The 16,065-nt window shown below is 56.2% G+C and carries 15 protein-coding genes; 1 reads left to right on the top strand and 14 read right to left on the bottom strand.

Going from position 1 to position 16,065, the window contains the following annotated elements:
- Positions 1–22: 22 nt before the first annotated feature.
- The 14 genes from D888_RS0101340 to D888_RS0101275 form a co-directional block, all read right to left on the bottom strand.
- Entirely contained in the window at positions 23–535 is a 513-nt protein-coding gene (locus D888_RS0101340; RefSeq protein WP_020674725.1) for a pilus assembly PilX family protein, read from the bottom strand.
- Complete coding sequence (locus tag D888_RS0101335; protein ID WP_020674724.1) at positions 532–1,581, bottom strand: PilW family protein; 1,050 nt, start codon at positions 1,579–1,581, stop codon at positions 532–534. Before D888_RS0101335 ends, D888_RS0101340 begins: the two co-directional genes overlap by 4 nt.
- A complete protein-coding gene (gene pilV, locus D888_RS0101330; protein ID WP_020674723.1) occupies positions 1,578–2,060 on the bottom strand; it encodes a type IV pilus modification protein PilV in 483 nt (160 codons plus the stop codon). Before pilV ends, D888_RS0101335 begins: the two co-directional genes overlap by 4 nt.
- A gap of 14 nt (positions 2,061–2,074) precedes the next feature.
- Positions 2,075–2,632 carry a GspH/FimT family pseudopilin gene (locus tag D888_RS22790; protein ID WP_020674722.1) on the bottom strand — a complete coding sequence of 186 codons (558 nt, stop codon included), beginning with the start codon at positions 2,630–2,632 and terminating at the stop codon, positions 2,075–2,077.
- 169 nt (positions 2,633–2,801) lie between these two features.
- Entirely contained in the window at positions 2,802–4,307 is a 1,506-nt protein-coding gene (locus D888_RS0101320) for a sensor histidine kinase (protein ID WP_020674721.1), read from the bottom strand.
- A gap of 226 nt (positions 4,308–4,533) precedes the next feature.
- Positions 4,534–5,157 (bottom strand): pilus assembly FimT family protein, encoded by a 624-nt coding sequence (locus tag D888_RS20360; protein WP_020674720.1) that lies wholly within the window; start codon positions 5,155–5,157, stop codon positions 4,534–4,536.
- Positions 5,154–8,732, bottom strand: a complete 3,579-nt coding sequence (locus D888_RS0101310) for a PilC/PilY family type IV pilus protein (protein WP_083928745.1) — start codon at positions 8,730–8,732, stop codon at positions 5,154–5,156. The genes D888_RS20360 and D888_RS0101310 overlap by 4 nt, the downstream gene beginning before the upstream one ends.
- 45 nt (positions 8,733–8,777) lie before the next feature.
- Complete coding sequence (locus D888_RS0101305) at positions 8,778–9,341, bottom strand: PilX N-terminal domain-containing pilus assembly protein (RefSeq protein ID WP_020674718.1); 564 nt, start codon at positions 9,339–9,341, stop codon at positions 8,778–8,780.
- A complete protein-coding gene (locus tag D888_RS0101300; protein WP_020674717.1) occupies positions 9,328–10,287 on the bottom strand; it encodes a PilW family protein in 960 nt (319 codons plus the stop codon). The genes D888_RS0101305 and D888_RS0101300 overlap by 14 nt, the downstream gene beginning before the upstream one ends.
- Positions 10,284–10,646, bottom strand: coding sequence for a type IV pilus modification PilV family protein (locus D888_RS0101295; RefSeq protein WP_020674716.1), 363 nt, complete (start codon positions 10,644–10,646; stop codon positions 10,284–10,286). The genes D888_RS0101300 and D888_RS0101295 overlap by 4 nt, the downstream gene beginning before the upstream one ends.
- A gap of 301 nt (positions 10,647–10,947) precedes the next feature.
- The gene (radC, locus tag D888_RS0101290) at positions 10,948–11,631 is read right to left on the bottom strand and encodes a RadC family protein (RefSeq protein ID WP_020674715.1); all 684 of its coding nucleotides are present in this window, start codon (positions 11,629–11,631) and stop codon (positions 10,948–10,950) included.
- Positions 11,632–11,700: 69 nt separating this feature from the next.
- Entirely contained in the window at positions 11,701–12,186 is a 486-nt protein-coding gene (locus tag D888_RS22785) for a hypothetical protein (protein WP_020674714.1), read from the bottom strand.
- A 34-nt stretch (positions 12,187–12,220) separates the two neighbouring features.
- The gene (locus D888_RS0101280; RefSeq protein ID WP_020674713.1) at positions 12,221–12,562 is read right to left on the bottom strand and encodes a cytochrome c3 family protein; all 342 of its coding nucleotides are present in this window, start codon (positions 12,560–12,562) and stop codon (positions 12,221–12,223) included.
- Between the two features lie 92 nt (positions 12,563–12,654).
- The gene (locus tag D888_RS0101275) at positions 12,655–15,183 is read right to left on the bottom strand and encodes a helicase C-terminal domain-containing protein (RefSeq protein WP_026362160.1); all 2,529 of its coding nucleotides are present in this window, start codon (positions 15,181–15,183) and stop codon (positions 12,655–12,657) included.
- A 207-nt stretch (positions 15,184–15,390) separates the two neighbouring features.
- On the opposite strand from D888_RS0101275, the gene D888_RS0101270 reads away from it, so the two are divergent.
- Positions 15,391–16,059, top strand: coding sequence for an endonuclease III domain-containing protein (locus tag D888_RS0101270; RefSeq protein WP_020674711.1), 669 nt, complete (start codon positions 15,391–15,393; stop codon positions 16,057–16,059).
- Positions 16,060–16,065: the final 6 nt, after the last annotated feature.

Raw genomic sequence — 16,065 nt, 5'->3', positions numbered from 1 at the left:
ATCGGGATAAGCCGTTTTTTGTCTATTGCAGGTGGGTGATCTGCAGGATCACCTCAGCGGTGTTAATGGCGCCAACCCCGCGGGCGGTCACGCGGTACATGGTGTTGGTTGCCACCACGGCATCAGCGTCAAGCACTTCGTCGCCGACGGGCAGTTCAGCTACCTTCTCCACGATATAACGCGGCTGTTCCGTCACACCTAAAATGCCTGAACCGACGCTTGAGTTGGCACCGCTCCAACGATTTGCCGTATTCCACAACGGGGTCGCGCCGGGGGACGCAGGTGTCAGAATCGGCAGAGTCGGGTCGATGCCGCCCAAGCCGGTCAAGCGGGCCTCAGCCTGACGCAACCCAGCTTCGGCGGATTGAAAAGCCAGTTGCCGCTGCCCCATATTGTTGGCCATTTTTTCTTCAATGGTGGAGGTCTGCATGGTCGTAATGCCCAACAGGGAAAGAATAACCAGAATCATTAAACCTGCGACCAGCACAATTCCACGTTGATTATCGATGGGATTCTTCTTCACAGTCCTCATCATGACACCCTGTTCCTTATCGCAATGGTCGTCTTGAAAACCCGGCGCATCCGCCGTTCATCCGGGGGATTAAATTCATTAACTCCGTCACCATCCAGATCATAAGACGAGGTATCAACCGGGGTTTTCCCGTTGATATCACTCTGAAAAAGTAAACCAACCCTCACTGCCACAACCTGGGTCCAATTTGCTACGCCGGCGGCGGTAACATAAGAATCAACCTGCCGGTCGCCATTTGTATCTATGCCATAGCGTACCTGCATATTTTCAACGCCCTGAACCAACTCCTCGGCGACCATGGTCCCAAAAGCACCGGTCGTCCCATCCCAACGCAAGCGATACAGGGAAGGCACCCCGGCGGGATTATTGCGGATATAAAAAATCTGACTGCGGAACTTGAAAACTTCTGCACCGGCATTGTACCCCTTGCTCAGATTGGGGGAGAGGTTTCCAGGGTTGGTTGAGACGCCATGGGCCAGTGTCGCCGAAGTATTGTTATTTGTGACTTGGAAGATATCCCCGCCCCGACAATCACTGACAATGACAATTTCGCCCTGGTTGATGCTGTTTCGCGCGACGACGGCCAAATTGGCGGAATTGATATTACTCCCCGTTATTTCAATGCGGTCAGTCCTATCGAGGCTCCGCACGGTGAGGATATCGCTGCCATTGACCGCATTGGTAATGACGGTGGCATCAATCGCCGGGGTCCAGCCCGCACCATTCCAGTTGTTCCCCTGAACTCCATTCGCGAAATCAAGGAATTGCGCGATGTATCCGGTTCCTGCCGGATTCAGATTATTTACAGGGAGGGTATTTGAACATCCCGAGTACCCGGCGACCCGGATTTCACGCCCCAAGATCTCCATGGCAAAACGCGCGTTTTCCTGCAGCCGGGCAAACTGTTCATTTTCACGATTACTGGTCGTACTCCCGGTAAACACCTGATAGACCCCGGCCAGCAGCACAAGACTTATGGTTAAAGCGACCAGCAACTCGACCAGAGACATGCCGCCTTGTCCCATTTTCTTCTTTTTCAGGCACATCATAACTTGGTCTCCACTACGACAGATGGCGTTGTGTCATCAGCTAAGCGCCCCTCAGCCCAGGACACGGTAATGGTCACGGTCCAGGTATTATCGGCGTTGGCAACCACCGCAATGGCGCCCTGTCCACCAGGCAACCCGGATGCGGGATTACTTGCCCCCGTAAGCCCACGCCGCCATTCTTGGAGGTCCGTTAGCGCAATGCCGGTTTTTAAAAGCGTGGCCGGGTCTTGAGTCGCAGTAATTGTATAGTTTATGGTGCCGTTGGAACTGATTGCGGCGGTGCGGTTGGCCCGCATCATATCCGCAACTTCGTAGGCATATTGCAATGCCTCGGAACGCAAGTAGGCGTTATGATTTCCTCGCATACTGCTGATCTGCATGCCGGCAACCCCAAGCAGACCGATTGACAGGATAATCAGCGCCACCAAAACTTCGATAAGGGTAAATCCCTGATTGTTCTTTTCGCCTTTAATCATCATAAACATTCCCTTATCTATGGCGTAGCCGTCCGGACACGGCCGGTTGTGCTCGAAATGACTTGTAAGGTACGACTGCCCGAGGTCACCGTGATGGTTAACTGGGCTGCCGTCCCGGCAAGCATCGGATTTGGGAAGCCTGTGCTTGAATAGGTTACACGATCAGCCACTGAAGCCCCGCCAACCATGGTGGTGTTGCCTCCAGCGCCCTGATAAACACGCACGATTTCCCCGGCATCAACGACCCCGTTACCATTAAGATCAGCAAAGACGATCCACCCCTGCGCCCAGGTATTGGCGGTGGTACAGGTCGCCTGATCAGCGCTCTTGCAAACCGTGACATTTACGCCCCGCGTCACCGCTTCACTCCGCGCCAGATTCAGCGCTGAGACCAGATCATTAGTGGCAGACGTCACATCGCTACTCGCTAAAAACCCATTAAAGCTGGGGATAGCGATCGCCGCTGCGATCCCGATAATCACCAGGACGACGATCAGTTCGATTAAGGTGAATCCGGCGGCTCTTGCTGACCAGGGTCCATGTTGAGTCTTAGCTGTCGCTTGATGTTTAATCATATCTCCCCACGAAACAGTTCACTTTGTGCTCAGGTTAAAAAGCAAAATTCACACCATCGATACTATGAAGAATATTTCTTGTATTTCCAGTTAGATGGAATTAGGGGACAATAAACCCAGTTTCCAATAAATGCAAAATTTGCACGAGCTTAAGTGCAAATTTTGCGCACTAGGTTATATCCGATGCCGGGAGTAAAACCTTAAAACGACTCCCCTTGCCGGGTTCAGAATAGACCTCGATCATCCCACCAACTTCTTCAATCAGACGGTGGCAGATCGAGAGCCCCAAACCGGTGCCGCAGCCCGGGGCCTTGGTCGTAAAAAATGGGTCAAAGATGCGACTACGATCTTCAGCACTGATCCCGCAACCATTATCCATGATTTCCAGACAGACAAACTTTTCACCAGCCTCGCCGGTGAGCGTAATCTGGCCGGATGCCTCTGTCGCCTGCACGGCATTCAGGAGCAGATTGATAAAAATCTGCTGAAATCTCTGACGACCCATCTTGACGAAGGGCAAGGATTCTCCCAACGACACTTCAATCTGGCGCGGGCCAAAAACGCCCTGGCTTTTTAATAAGTTGAGGCAGTCTGTCACCTCAACTGCAGGATCAAATCGTTCAGGCATATTATCTGACGGGCGTGAAAAATTTAGTAACTCACGCACCAGGAAATCGATCCGTTCTGTTTCAACGAGTGATCGCTGCAGGATGTCGCGACTCGAGTTATCTTCAATCCGGTCCTTCATTATTTCCAGATAGCCGATCAAGGCGGCCAACGGATTTCCAAGCTCATGCGCTAACCCCGCAGCTAATTGGCCCACAGATGCCAATTTTTCACTCCGGATCAACTCTTCGCGTGAAACCTTCAAATCATTATTGGTGCGTTCCAGGGCTTCAATATGCGCCTGGGTTTCCCTGCGACTCCCTTTTAAGGCATCAACCATATTGTTATAGGCTTCGGCCAAAAGCGAAATTTCCAAGGGACCGGCGACCGGCAACCGGGTTTCCAGACTGCCACGTCCGACCTCTTCGGTCGCCAACAAAAGATTTCGGGCCGGCTTCACCACATTCCGCTGTAACAGATAATAGCCGATAACAACCAGCACGGTTCCATAGAGAAGGACATACAGAAGGACATAGCGTCGCGTCTTTAACAGGCGATACCAGATGTCATCGAGGGAAAAATGGATTTCCAGAAGACCGTAAAAACGATTTCCTTTTATAAGGGGCAGAACGATCTTGCTCTGCGTGGACGTGGTCGTGAAACTGTTGAGGAGAGAAGGAAATTCGACTGTCTGAAAAGGTTCCTGAGACAACATGATCTGACGCAAGCGGGCAAGATCGAAAGGTCGTTCAACCCCGCTGCGAAAAGAAGAAAGTAAATGCAGATCCTGGTCGAATAACCACCAGCCACTGTTCTGCATTTCATCCGGCAAACGCTTCAATAACTCCGTGGGAAAAGAGAGGTTGGCAAGCGGCAACGCCTGTGGGTTGTTTTCATTCAGCGCGGTGCCAATAACCTGAGTCACTGAGTTCAGCTGGCTTAATCGCTGCTTGAGCAGACTTTGTTCCGTCAGCCTCAGCATGAGGAAACCACCGAGCAACAGCGCGGCAGCCATCAGCAAGGTCAGCGTTGTCAGGATTTCGGTCCGCAAACCAACAACTTTTGCCAACAACTCCTCCTTTAAAGGGGGCGCAAGTACAAAATACTGCACAAGTAACTAGCACAATTCCCTTAAAAGTGAAATGCGGTCGGCAACAACGTGCCAGGCTTACCTCCTCTAAAAAAGACAGCTGCTAATCTACAATTTTGAACAACCATTACCTTTTTGCCCCAAAAAAGCGCCGCCCTCCGTGCCGTCAAAGGCTCCTTAAGCCATTGACCTGACTTTACGCGGGTCACATCGGCCGCCAGTGAGCGCCATCCCAACGGCACATAGTGATATTGCCGGGGCGGGTCATGCTGAGAGCATAAGAGACCTCTCCTTTGGTCAGATAGATCCCTCCCGGTCCGGTTTCGCTGAAACCGAATTTATTAAATCTGAGGCTGGGGCTGTCATTGCACGGCGGATAACCTGGCGCCGAAAAGGTGATCGCGGCGGCAGGAGATCCCACAGAGTCGCCACAGGCGGTGCGCGTCACCCCCGAAACCATACCGAAGCTGACGTTCTCGGGGAGGGTCGACATGAAGAGGGGGGTCGCCTCCCCCGCATCCGGCGTCCCATCGCCATCCTCATCTTCCCAACGGAACGTCTGATAACTACGATTTGTGACATTAAACACCCAGAAAAGCTTTTTTTCTGCCAGGCGCCCAGCGCTGTTCAATCCGTAATTTCCCGCCTGCAGCGCCGCCTGCTGGGCTTTCTGCAGATCGTCATAAACCTGGTTGGCTGCCCTGCGGACTTGCCAGCGCGCAATATAGTCGTGGAGGTTCGGCGCGGCAAGGGCAGCGATAATACCCATGACGCTCACCACAACCAGCATTTCAAGCAGGGTAAACCCTTGCTGCCCCTGGCCGTTCATCGCAGCCGCCAGGAGAAGATTTTGAGCCATGACGCGATGGGGGAACTGCCGCGGCTCGACCCGTCCGGTGTGCCGAACTGAGTCACCTGCCCGGTATAGGAAACCGCGACAGCGGCGCCGCTGCCGACATCAACACTCCCGAGCTGGGCGCCTTCAGTCGCGATCGCGCGTTGGAGAGTGCCTTGCCGGTCAAGCAACAGCAGGCGCCCGCTGGTGGACTCCATGGCGTCTGCATTGCTTTGTGAATTAAACCCGATGCCGGTGCCGACAAAGATCTGGCCAAAGCGATCATAGGTCGGGGCCGACCAGACCTTTTCGCCCGTATTCAAGGTATATTTCCATAAAAACCGCCCGCCGGTCCGGCTCAGGCGCAGGGCATAAAGGCCATAATTGTCCCCGCTCGCGAAATCGGCCCCACCTGTGCCAAACACCAGATCGTTACCCAAAATAGCCACTCCGGCGCCGATCGGCTCGTCGGCACCAGCGCCGACCGTATAGACCGGGCTGTCAGCGGCGGTGATCGGGTCACCGGTTTTGGTATCGAGCGCCCAGAGCCGCCCGGCCATGTCGCCAAAAACGAGAAAATCCTCGTTTCCGGTATTATCCAGATCCATCAGGGCCGGGATTGCGGGCGACTCGTTGATATTTTTCGCAGCTCCAGGGTAATTTCTTTGGAATTGCCAGCGCAGATTCCCGCTGGCCAGATCCAGCGAATAGGCATTAATCCCGTAACTGCCGCTGATCGCATCGAGACTGCCATCGGACGCCAGCTTGCTGTGATAGGTCGAGGTCAGATAAACCGAATTTCGCAGGCTGTCTCCCATATGCACCGAGCCGATGGAGACCCCACGCGAATCGCCCATATTCAAATCGGGGAAAGTGCGCTCCCATAACAGGTCGGGTGCGTAGGGGTCGGTAATATCCAGGGCGAACACAACCCCCAGATTCTGCGCCTGGATAGAGGCCGTCGCGACCAGCAGGGTATGCCATTCATTGGCGCCATCCCCATTCAGATCGATAAAGAAATCCTCAACCGCCGGTGAACCGTCGACGTTGACCATCGCCGAGCGGTTGGTGTCATTAAACGGCTGGTTCTGCAGATAGGGCAACAGCGTCGAAGGGATATAGGCCCAGATCTCCCGGCCGGTACCTGCAGTATAACCGCCCTGGCCGGCGTTGAGGGTCGCGTCCCAGCTGCCGGCGTAAAACGCATGCAACATTCCGTCTTCTGCGCCGATATAGGCGATACGGTCACGCTCTTTAGACCCTGAAATAATCGGCGAGCCGCTGATCACCGCAGGGGTCGAACGGGTGACCCCCCAGAGCCTGTGCCCCTGATCCGAGCTCCCGTCGACCAGGCTCTCCGATGCGCCGAAGCGCCCACGAACCGTGTTAATCAGCGCCCTGGTTTCATTCAGGCTGGCGGTCCCGAGCGCGCCCTGCAGGTTGGCAGCCTGAGCCTGGGTAAACGGAAGGTCAGTCGCGCCCACATTGGTAAAGAGATAGCGGTAGATATTGTTTTTCTGCGGATGATTCGGTGGGTCACTGTTCGGCAAATCGCCCGGTGCGGCACCGATCCCCGGCAGGGGAATTTGGCGTTCGGCGTCCCACACCAGTCGCCCGGCATCCGTCGTCGAGGTCAGGTCAAGAGCCTTGAGATGGCCAACGTGCGCTGGATATTCAAACGAGGCACTGAAGAGCAGCTTGTCGTCAATAATCGGCGACGAGGCCACATATTCAGCAGAAATTATGGTGAACTGCAGACCCAGCACGGTATTGAGCACATAACGCAGCCCGCAGGTGTTGGTATCCGCCCAGGTCACATCACAGCTGGTGACTGCGGCAGAATCGACCCCCGGCAAAGCGTAGTTCACCGGGCAGGAAGCCGGATTCGTGCGAACATTGCTACAAAACCGGTCATTGCTGACATTGGCGATCCCGTTTGCATCGCGGATCTCGACAAGACGGCCAGCGGAGGCCGGATAGCTCACCCTGATACTGTCGATCTTGTGGCTGGCAGCACTTCGGTTAACAATCTGAAGATTCCGGATCTCTTTGCGATCAGTCCTGAACTCTGTCTCGAGAAAGTTGAAGCCCATGGTGCCATCATGCACCTGCTTTTCCCCCGGCTGATCGACCCTGTTCGCTCCGCTCAAAGCGGTAAAGGTTCCGTCGGTGTAATAGCGCGCCTCAAGGGTCTGATTGCTGTCATAGGTCAGCATCAGGTCGACGTACTGCCCACTGCCGATTGCGTTTGCCAGCTTGATCCGCATGACAAAATCGCCACCGCCGGCGCCATTGCACTTGGCATATTTGTGCCCGGCCAGATAGGAGACATAACCCTGGGTCGGGCTGCCGTTGATGCGCCCACCGAGATAGTAATCAAACCCCGGGGTGTAAACCGTGCTGCCGGGATCCCAGAGACCATCGCCATCATGGACAAAACGGGTGACCGTATCATTGTAGACAAAAGGAGTCGTCTGACGGGGACGCAGATTATGCACATGGCCGCCGGTGGCCTGATAGGTCCAGCCGGCACACTGGGCCAGATAGGAGACCGGCGCTTCAAAGACCATGTAGGCAGGATCCTGGCTCCCCTGGTTGATCTCGATGCGTGGAATCCTGCTGGCCTTGCCGGTCAGCCATCCACCGGCGGCCTGAGTTGACGCGTCGACGCCACCCCTTGAGGAACCTTCGATACTCTCGATCGAGGCACATTCGAGAAAGGCTGAGTTGCCCGCCTCCAGAAATTCCCGCAATTTGAGCATGACCGCGTCGCGGTCCGCCTGGGCGGCAATCTCATCCTCAACGATCCAGTGAGGTGCCCAGAACAGCTGATATTCGGCGGCCAGGGTGCCATCGATGATCTGAGCCGGCTGAATAATGTTATAAACCACATTGGTTTGATTGCCGAGACCTGAGGCGGTCAGATAATCCTTAAGGACATCCGTCGCGCCCTGACCGAGCACCGCTATTTTCGGCGGCAGGTTGGCCAAAACCTTCTCGACCGGGGCGGTAAAATCGACCAGGGCAAGATGCTTTTTGACATTGGCGTAACTGTTCAGCACCTCCTGCCCGGCGGCGGAAAGGTCCTGCTTGCGAATAACAAAAGGACCACCACGGTATTCCACCACATGAGCAGCGAGGGTCGCATCACCCAGGGTCCGGACAGTCAGAGGATCAAGACTGGTCGCAAGGCCTGGGGCGCTGCTGTATCTTGCGACCGGCGGGCTGATGCCATCCCCGGCGATACTGAAATCGATCCCATGACGGCTGGTTTTAAGCGGATCGATAATCCAGTGCACCGGCACGCCCTGGCGTAACAGGGTATAAACCAGGCCATAGGCCTGAAACACCCCCTGATCATTGCGCAGACTCGGGGTCTGATAATCGCAGGCCGCATGCAGAAATGCCGGATCGACACCCGGATCATTGTTGGGCTGCCAGCAGGGATCCATCGGGATAATCACCGAGCCGGCAGAAAAGGTCTTGTTGGTCGCCGCCGCCGTGTAAGGCAAGCTCACCAACAACAGTAGTATCATCGACAAAATCCTGCCCGGAGTCCTTCTTTTCATGCACCCCTCCTCTTGTATCAAGCCCTTAATGGTTTCAATAGAAAACTACTGTGCGTCACTGATATCGTACCCGGTCGCTGAAGCGGCCAGTGCATCTGCCAGACCCCCACTGGTGCGGTTGGTTTTCCCGGCGCCCTGCCCATATTGCCCGTTGTAGCCGCCGGTGCTCCCCCCCGGCTTGAGAAAACCGAGGGTCTCAACCATGGTCCGGGTGTTATCAGGTCCCTGTGCTTCGGCCAGAACAAAAACCCGCAGATCATTGTCGTGGGTGTAGTCGCCATCACCATCGTTGTTGTCCCGCACAAAGATTCTGACCGCAAAATTATCGACCGTCGTGGTAAAGGTCGGGGCCAGAGGGTAAGCTCCGGCCGTACTGACGCTCAGGACATTGCCCCACAAGGAGGTCGAATCATAGTTGAGCGCCAACTGACGTCGCGCCTCTTCGACTCCGCTGTTGGCGGCGTAATGAGATTTTTTCTTGAGGCCCTGCTGGGCTGAAACCCGCGTCGTCTGAATCACCTTTTGCGCCAGCAGCGAGGAGATGATCAACATGACAGCGGTGATCAAAAGGACCGAAACCAGGGCGATCCCACGGCTATTCCAAAGCATAGTTTTTGACCTCCACCAGTCGTTCGACTGCCACCCGTCGAAATCCATCGCCATAGGGTCCATAAGAGCGGTTCCCCAGGGTGTAGATCGTGGTATTGACATAGTTTTTATCGGTCCTGGTGGCCCGCACCAGCAGAGCGATGCGAATGCCACGAATATTTTCAATCGCCGCGCCAATCGGGGCGGCGCTCGTACTGCCATCTTTCATAAAATATTCAAACTGCAGACCGTCGATATCCTTATCCAGAACCTGGGATGTCACATAATTGTCAGCGCGTAAGCCACCCGCGTCGACAAAAAAACCCAGCACCCGCACTCCCAGCACTTCAGAACCGAGGGGCACCGGTTCGGCGAGAGCTTGCACCAGGGTCAGGAACCGGTCCTTGTGGCCATCACCGTCGAGATCAAGATCCGGGCTGTCGCTTGCGATATCGATGACCCGATAAATTTTCTTATGATTTTCAAAGATGACCTGATTGCGCGTCAAAATGGCATTCACGCCGGCGGCATCGTTGATTTCGACGTTATAGTCTGGCGGGCGATTGATTTTCACTTTGTGCGGAGGACCCGCATCGACTTCAGTAACAACCAGGGGAGGGAAGAAAGAGACCGCCTTCAGAATATCCAGACGATCATTCCCCCCGGCGACATCTTCCACCCGGATACTCTGGCTAAAAGTCTCGAGGCTCGCGCCGTGTTTTATCTGAAAGGTCGTACCGTCGCCGTTGTGCGGCACCGAGGTCACCATAAATCCGGTCTCCTGAACCTCTTCAGCCAGGTAATTGAGGAGCCGGTTGGCACGATCATTCAGATCGCTCTTGTTGATTTGACTGAGGCTTTGGAACTGAAAATTGATAAAGAAGGGATAAGTGATCAGACTGATGATCGACATGAGCGCCATCACCACCAGCAGCTCGACCAGATTGAACCCTCTGGACCCCGTCATTGGGCGGTCCTGACGGCAATCAATTGGTAATTTTTCACCCCCCGACTGATCCAGTTCACCTTGACGGTGATGCGGGTCTGATCGGTCCCGGGCTGATCCCCCTCAATGGTTCTGACCAGCGAATAGAGCGATCTTTCGGTGATGGGGCCGGCACTCACTGCGGCAAGATCCGGATAGTCCAGAACCTGAAGCCGGTTCATCTCTTCGACCGCGATATCCTGCGCGGCACTGCGAAGCTGGTTCTCAGCGTTCACCCGGATATGAGTGATCAGCAAGGGTGCCATTCCGAGTACGGCGATCATAAAAATCGCCAGCGCAACCATCAGCTCAACCAGTGAAAACCCACGGTTTACAAGCATTCCCCCCCCCCCCATTTTTACCTTAAATCCAGCTGAAACCTGTTGTCAGGCCAGCATTTCGCATCTGGGTCAATCCGGAGTAAACGAGAGCACCGACGTCGAGTCAGAGTCGGGACACAGCTCCAGAGGCATGACCAAAAAAACCGATTTTTGAGGGGAATTTGCTTAAATTAAAGGAGTGTCCCGAGGGGATTCCCTCAGCACATCACGATTTCATTCCCCCTCCGAGCTCTAATGAGATCGATGGGCGGTAATCTACGATTGCGCGTTAAATTTGTAAAGCAAAGAATTTCACTTTTTGTTAAAGCATCCCCTGGTCGGCAAAACTGTGATAGCGCCCATCGCCGATAATAATGTGATCCAGAACCCGAACCCCCATCAGTTCACCGGCCTGTTTCAAACGGCTGGTCAGGGCGATATCCTCGCTGGAGGGGGTGGGATCCCCCGAGGGGTGATTGTGAATAAAGAGCACGGCGGCGGCCGATTCACGGACCACCGGCACAAAGACCTCACGCGGATGAACGATGCTCGCGTTAAGGCTTCCTTCGGAGATCTGGACCTCGCGGAGCAGACAGTTTTTGCTGTCGAGGAGCAGGGCAAGAAAAACTTCGCGCCGATAATCGCGCAGGCGGGGATGAAAGTGACTGAAGGCATCACTTGAACTGGTATAGCGGGCACCGGGTTGCAAGGCGGCGGCGGCGAAACGACGCGCCAGTTGAAAAACCGCCTGGATCTCGGCGGCCTTGGCCGGTCCGATGCCGGGCAGCTCGCAGAGTTCGGCGGTGCGCGCCTGGGCCAGCTCGCGCAGCCCGCCAAAACGCTCGAGCAGACTGCGCCCCTGATCAACGGCGCTGCGCCCGCTTGAGGCGTCACCGTTGCGCAGAATCAACGCCAGCAGTTCGGCGCTGCTGAGCTGCTCGGCCCCGCGCTGCAGCAGCTTTTCGCGCGGCCGTTCGTCTTCCGGCCAATCCTTGATCCGACTCATATCCCCCTCCTTTTTTTAAAATCGTAAGGCTTTTCTCGCCTCACTCCTTACCCCTCACTCCTCACAGACCTACCTCAGCGGCTGACCCCAGAAGGTCTGAATAATCTTCATATCCTTGGTATTCAACACCGCGCCACGTTTAATCATCATCTGCGCCAGAGAGCCGAAGTCACGTTTTTCGCGCATCGCCTTTTCGACGATGGCGAGAGAATGACATCCGCTGCAACGCGCCGCAACGACAGAACGATATTCGGCCAAAGGATCAGCTGGAAGAGGTTGAGTTGAAGCTTTATCCGTGGCGTAGTTGCGATAGTAAATCCCCAGCACCTGCTGCTCATGCGAATCAAGTTCGGCCCCATGCCTGATCATCCGCTGTTGGATTTCGAGCATGTCGCGATGTTCGGCCAGGGCCTGATCAATCCGGTCGAGGAGGTGACATTTATTGCATTTGGTATTGAGGATTTTTTGCGCCTCGGCAGACTCAGGTACAGCGGCCAGAGAGAGAGAGGTCCATGCCAGAAGAATCAAGCTGGCAAGTAACAAAATCTGTTTCATAAATAGATCCTTTCAACCCTCAGTAAATGACAGATTAATCCTTGTAGACGCTCTCATCGAGCCGCTCAGGATCATGACATCCGGCACACTCGGTGGGGCCATGCTGCTGCCAATGACAGTTGACACATTGTTTGTGCAGCACATCCTTCAGTTGCGGCAGACCCTTAATCACGCCGTGGCAACTGGCGCAACTGCCCATTTCAACCCCCTGATGATGACAGATCCGGCAATTGCCGAGTCTCTGCTGATGGGAAAGATGCTTGAAGGTGACGACCCCCCAGCGCGACGGGTATTCAACCGCCTCCGGACCAGTCTGGTCCGAAGCCAGCAAGGGTGCGGGGATCAGCAGAAACAGCAGCAGCAACAGGCGAAGCATGGTTATACCCTCATAAGACAACCAAAACAGCATCTAACCGCGATATCGAAATGGGTGGCATATATCGCGGGTCGCTGCATAGTCTAGCAGATTCAATCAGAACTGTCGGCGAAAAAGCTGGCAATACGCGGCAGCAGTTCGGCCGTCGGCAGGTTCAGGGTCTGAGCCTCCGGGAGCGAGCGTAAAAAGGTGCGGCCATAGCCGCGGCGTACGACCCGACTGTCGAGAATGAGGACCACGCCACGGTCGCTGCGATTGCGAATCAGGCGTCCGAAGCCCTGCTTGAAGCGGATCACCGCCTGCGGCACGGTGTATTTCATGAAGGGGTCCTGACCGCGTGCCTCCAGCGCCTCGGCGCGCGCCTGCAGCACCGGCTCGGTCGGCACTCGAAAGGGCAGACGCGTGATGATCACCTGTTCCAGGGAGCGCCCGGGGACATCGACCCCTTCCCAGAAGGAGTCGGTACCGAAAAGCACACTGGTCTCATCCTCGGCGAAGCGCTTGAGCAACAGATGCCGATTTTCACTCCCCTGCCGCAAGGCGTGAATCTTGTGCGCTTCAAGAAGCGGCGCCAGCGCCTCATAGGTGTTAGTCAAGAGTTGATAGGCGGTAAAGAGCACAAAGCTGCGTCCGCCGGCCAACAGCAACGCCTTTTCGGTCAGTTCGGCGATCGCGGCATCAAAACCGGGACGGCCCGGCTCGGGGATATCGGTCGGCACCGCCACCAGCGCCTGGGTCTGATAATCAAAGGGGGAGGCCAGCACCAGCGATTGCAGGCGCGAAACTTCGGCCAGGTCCAGCCCGGTGCGCCCGCAAAAATAGTCGAAGCGCCCGGCGACGCTCAAGGTAGCGCTGGTCAAAACCACCGTACGGAACCGCTCGTACAACGCTTCGTTCAGCCCCTTGCCGACCTCCAGCGGCGCGCTGCAGAGTTTGGTGATATTGCCTCGCGCCCGGCCGATGCGCCCCTTACTGACTTCGATCCAGACACAGTTCTCCTCCGCGGCCCCGAGGAACAGGTTCAGATCTGCGGCGATGCCATCGAGTCGGCGGGCGATCCCGGCCAGATCGACCAGCGGGGAGCTCAGCTTATCGGCGACCGCGTCGGGCAACTCTTCACACTGGCTCAACAGGCCATCGAGTTTGCGCGCCAGAGACTTACTCTGCTTGAGGAGTGGCTTGACCAGGCCGACAATTTCATCCCAGCAACCGGTCTGAAAGAACTCAGCCTTTAAGCGATGGCGCAGATCAAACCCTTCACGGATCTCCTGCTTCAGTTCTCTGGCCAGGCGCTGCCCGACCAGATCCAGCGCTTCGACCGCTTCATCGAGCAGCGTCTGTCGCAACCCCTGCAGGGTTTCGACCCGCTCGTGGATGCCGCGATAGAGTTCATCGAAGCTATCGGGCAGCTCCTTGGCCAGCTGTGACAAAAATCGCGGCAGCAGCCCCTTGTCCGGCTTGCGCGGATGACGCAATCGATTCAGGGTGCGTGCAAAAACGAAGCGCGTGACCTGCCCGGAAAAATAGCTGGTCGCCACATCTTCGAGATGGTGGGCCTCGTCGATTACCACCCGCCCGAAGGGCGGCAGGACGGCGGTGGCGTTGTAGTTATCGGTCTGCTGGCGCAGCGCCAGGTCGGAGAGCAGCAGGGCATGATTGACCACCAGCAGGTTGGCCTGGGCCGCCTGGCGGCGCGCCTTGTGAAAAAAACACTTCGCGTAAAAACGGCAGCGCACCCGGCTGCATTGATCCGCCTCGCAGCAAACCTCTTCCCAGACAGAGGGCTGCGGATTAAAGCCGAGATCGTCACGCGAACCATCGCTCGTCGCTTCGCCCCACTGCAGAATCTGCCGCAGTTCGGCCTCTTCGTTGCTCACGAACAGACCCGGCTCGCGTCCCGCCTCATCGCTGCGGCGCAGACACAGATAGTTGCTGCGCCCCTTGACCAGCACCGCCCGAAACTCCAGGCCCGTCGCCCGCCGCAACAGCGGCAGATCCTTGCTGATCAACTGCTGCTGCAGGTTGATGGTATTGGTCGAGACCACCACCCGCTCGCCGTTATTCAGCGCCCACAACAGCGCCGGGACCAGATAAGCCAGACTCTTGCCGGTGCCGGTGCCGGCCTCAATCACCGCCAGCTGGCCGCGATTGAAGGCCTCGGCGACACAAAGCGCCATACGCAGCTGTTCGGGGCGATCTTCATAGCCTGGGAGCTGCTGCGCCACCTGTCCAGCTGTGCCCAGAATCGCATCAATCCGCGCCGGATCCAGCTGGGTCTCATCCTGCGGCGCAAAGGGTTCGACGACTGCGTAAATCTTATCGACAGCGTTATCCACAATATAAAAACCGACCCCCAGGCTGGCTATACCGCTGGCGATCTGGATATCAGGTTCGGATGGGGATAAGTTACCCGAGGGGTGGTTGTGGATAATGATGTCGCCGTAACTGCAGTTGTTCAAAACCGCCGGCACCGCCTGCTGCGAACCACGCGCCAGCACGTCAAGCTCGACCACCCGGCAATCAGCATCGGTGTGTCCCAGGGCGAAGACCTCGTTACCCCCGGCCTCGGCGATCGCCGCCTGCAGCTGCATCCGCGCGTCTATGGAGAATCTCTTTTGCATGGGGCGGGATTATAGAGGGCTGAGGGAGAAAAAGAAACCACCCCTCAAGGTAATTTTTTGCCCGCAACCAAAGGGCCATGAGAACCGCGAACGCCGGTAGCAACAGCGGAAAAGGGCGCCATTGCGCGAAACAATTTTCAGGAGCATTTGACTAACCCCGCGACAAACCAGCGTGCTATGTTGTGCCGATTTCAGGGAGCGCTGACAATGACCGACCTGCTGAAAATCTATCAAAAACTTTTGGCCGCCTACGGTCCACGCCACTGGTGGCCGGCACAGACCCCGTTTGAAATGGCGGTCGGCGCGATATTGACCCAGAACACCAACTGGCGGAACGTCGAGAAGGCGATCCTCAACCTGCGTCACGCAGAGGCACTCAGCGTTCCCGCGCTCGCCGCGCTGCCGCGCACCAGTCTGGAGGGGCTGATTCGACCTTCCGGCTTTTTCCGTCAGAAGGCAGAGCGGCTGCAACTCTTTACCGGCTACCTGCAGCAGCATTATGAGGGCCGGCTTGAGTTGCTGCTCCAGCAGCCCCTTGAACCGTTACGCACTGAACTCCTCAGCCTCAAGGGGATCGGGCCGGAAACCGCCGACTCGATCCTGCTCTACGCCGGCGAACATCTCACCTTTGTGGTTGACGCTTACACCGGGCGGATTTTTGAGCGTCTCGGGATTTTGTGCGGGCAAAAGAACTATGCGGTCATCAGGCAGATGTTCATGGATATTCTGCCGCCGGAGGCTCCCCTCTTCAACGAATACCACGCCCTGATCGTTGCCCACGCCAAAGAACACTGCCGCAAAAAACCGGCCTGCACAGGCTGCCCGTTGGCAGACCGGTGCCGCTATCTACTTGATCGACAGTCATCCCTGGGCTAATCTGCC

Source organism: Geopsychrobacter electrodiphilus DSM 16401, assembly GCF_000384395.1.
GTDB lineage: Bacteria > Desulfobacterota > Desulfuromonadia > Desulfuromonadales > Geopsychrobacteraceae > Geopsychrobacter > Geopsychrobacter electrodiphilus.
This window is presented reverse-complemented; position numbering and strand designations above follow the sequence as displayed.

Excerpts from the sequence above, each read along its gene's own strand:
- pilV (WP_020674723.1), bottom strand. The coding sequence starts at position 2,060 with ATGATGATTAAAGGCGAAAAGAACAATCAGGGATTTACCCTTATCGAA.
- D888_RS22790 (WP_020674722.1), bottom strand. The coding sequence starts at position 2,632 with ATGATTAAACATCAAGCGACAGCTAAGACTCAACATGGACCCTGGTCA.
- D888_RS20360 (WP_020674720.1), bottom strand. The coding sequence starts at position 5,157 with ATGAACGGCCAGGGGCAGCAAGGGTTTACCCTGCTTGAAATGCTGGTT.
- radC (WP_020674715.1), bottom strand. The coding sequence starts at position 11,631 with ATGAGTCGGATCAAGGATTGGCCGGAAGACGAACGGCCGCGCGAAAAG.
- D888_RS0101280 (WP_020674713.1), bottom strand. The coding sequence starts at position 12,562 with ATGCTTCGCCTGTTGCTGCTGCTGTTTCTGCTGATCCCCGCACCCTTG.
- D888_RS0101275 (WP_026362160.1), bottom strand. The coding sequence starts at position 15,183 with ATGCAAAAGAGATTCTCCATAGACGCGCGGATGCAGCTGCAGGCGGCG.
- D888_RS0101310 (WP_083928745.1), bottom strand. The coding sequence starts at position 8,732 with ATGAAAAGAAGGACTCCGGGCAGGATTTTGTCGATGATACTACTGTTG.
- D888_RS0101340 (WP_020674725.1), bottom strand. The coding sequence starts at position 535 with ATGATGAGGACTGTGAAGAAGAATCCCATCGATAATCAACGTGGAATT.
- D888_RS22785 (WP_020674714.1), bottom strand. The coding sequence starts at position 12,186 with ATGAAACAGATTTTGTTACTTGCCAGCTTGATTCTTCTGGCATGGACC.
- D888_RS0101295 (WP_020674716.1), bottom strand. The coding sequence starts at position 10,646 with ATGCTTGTAAACCGTGGGTTTTCACTGGTTGAGCTGATGGTTGCGCTG.
- D888_RS0101300 (WP_020674717.1), bottom strand. The coding sequence starts at position 10,287 with ATGACGGGGTCCAGAGGGTTCAATCTGGTCGAGCTGCTGGTGGTGATG.
- D888_RS0101305 (WP_020674718.1), bottom strand. The coding sequence starts at position 9,341 with ATGCTTTGGAATAGCCGTGGGATCGCCCTGGTTTCGGTCCTTTTGATC.
- D888_RS0101335 (WP_020674724.1), bottom strand. The coding sequence starts at position 1,581 with ATGATGTGCCTGAAAAAGAAGAAAATGGGACAAGGCGGCATGTCTCTG.
- D888_RS0101270 (WP_020674711.1), top strand. The coding sequence starts at position 15,391 with ATGACCGACCTGCTGAAAATCTATCAAAAACTTTTGGCCGCCTACGGT.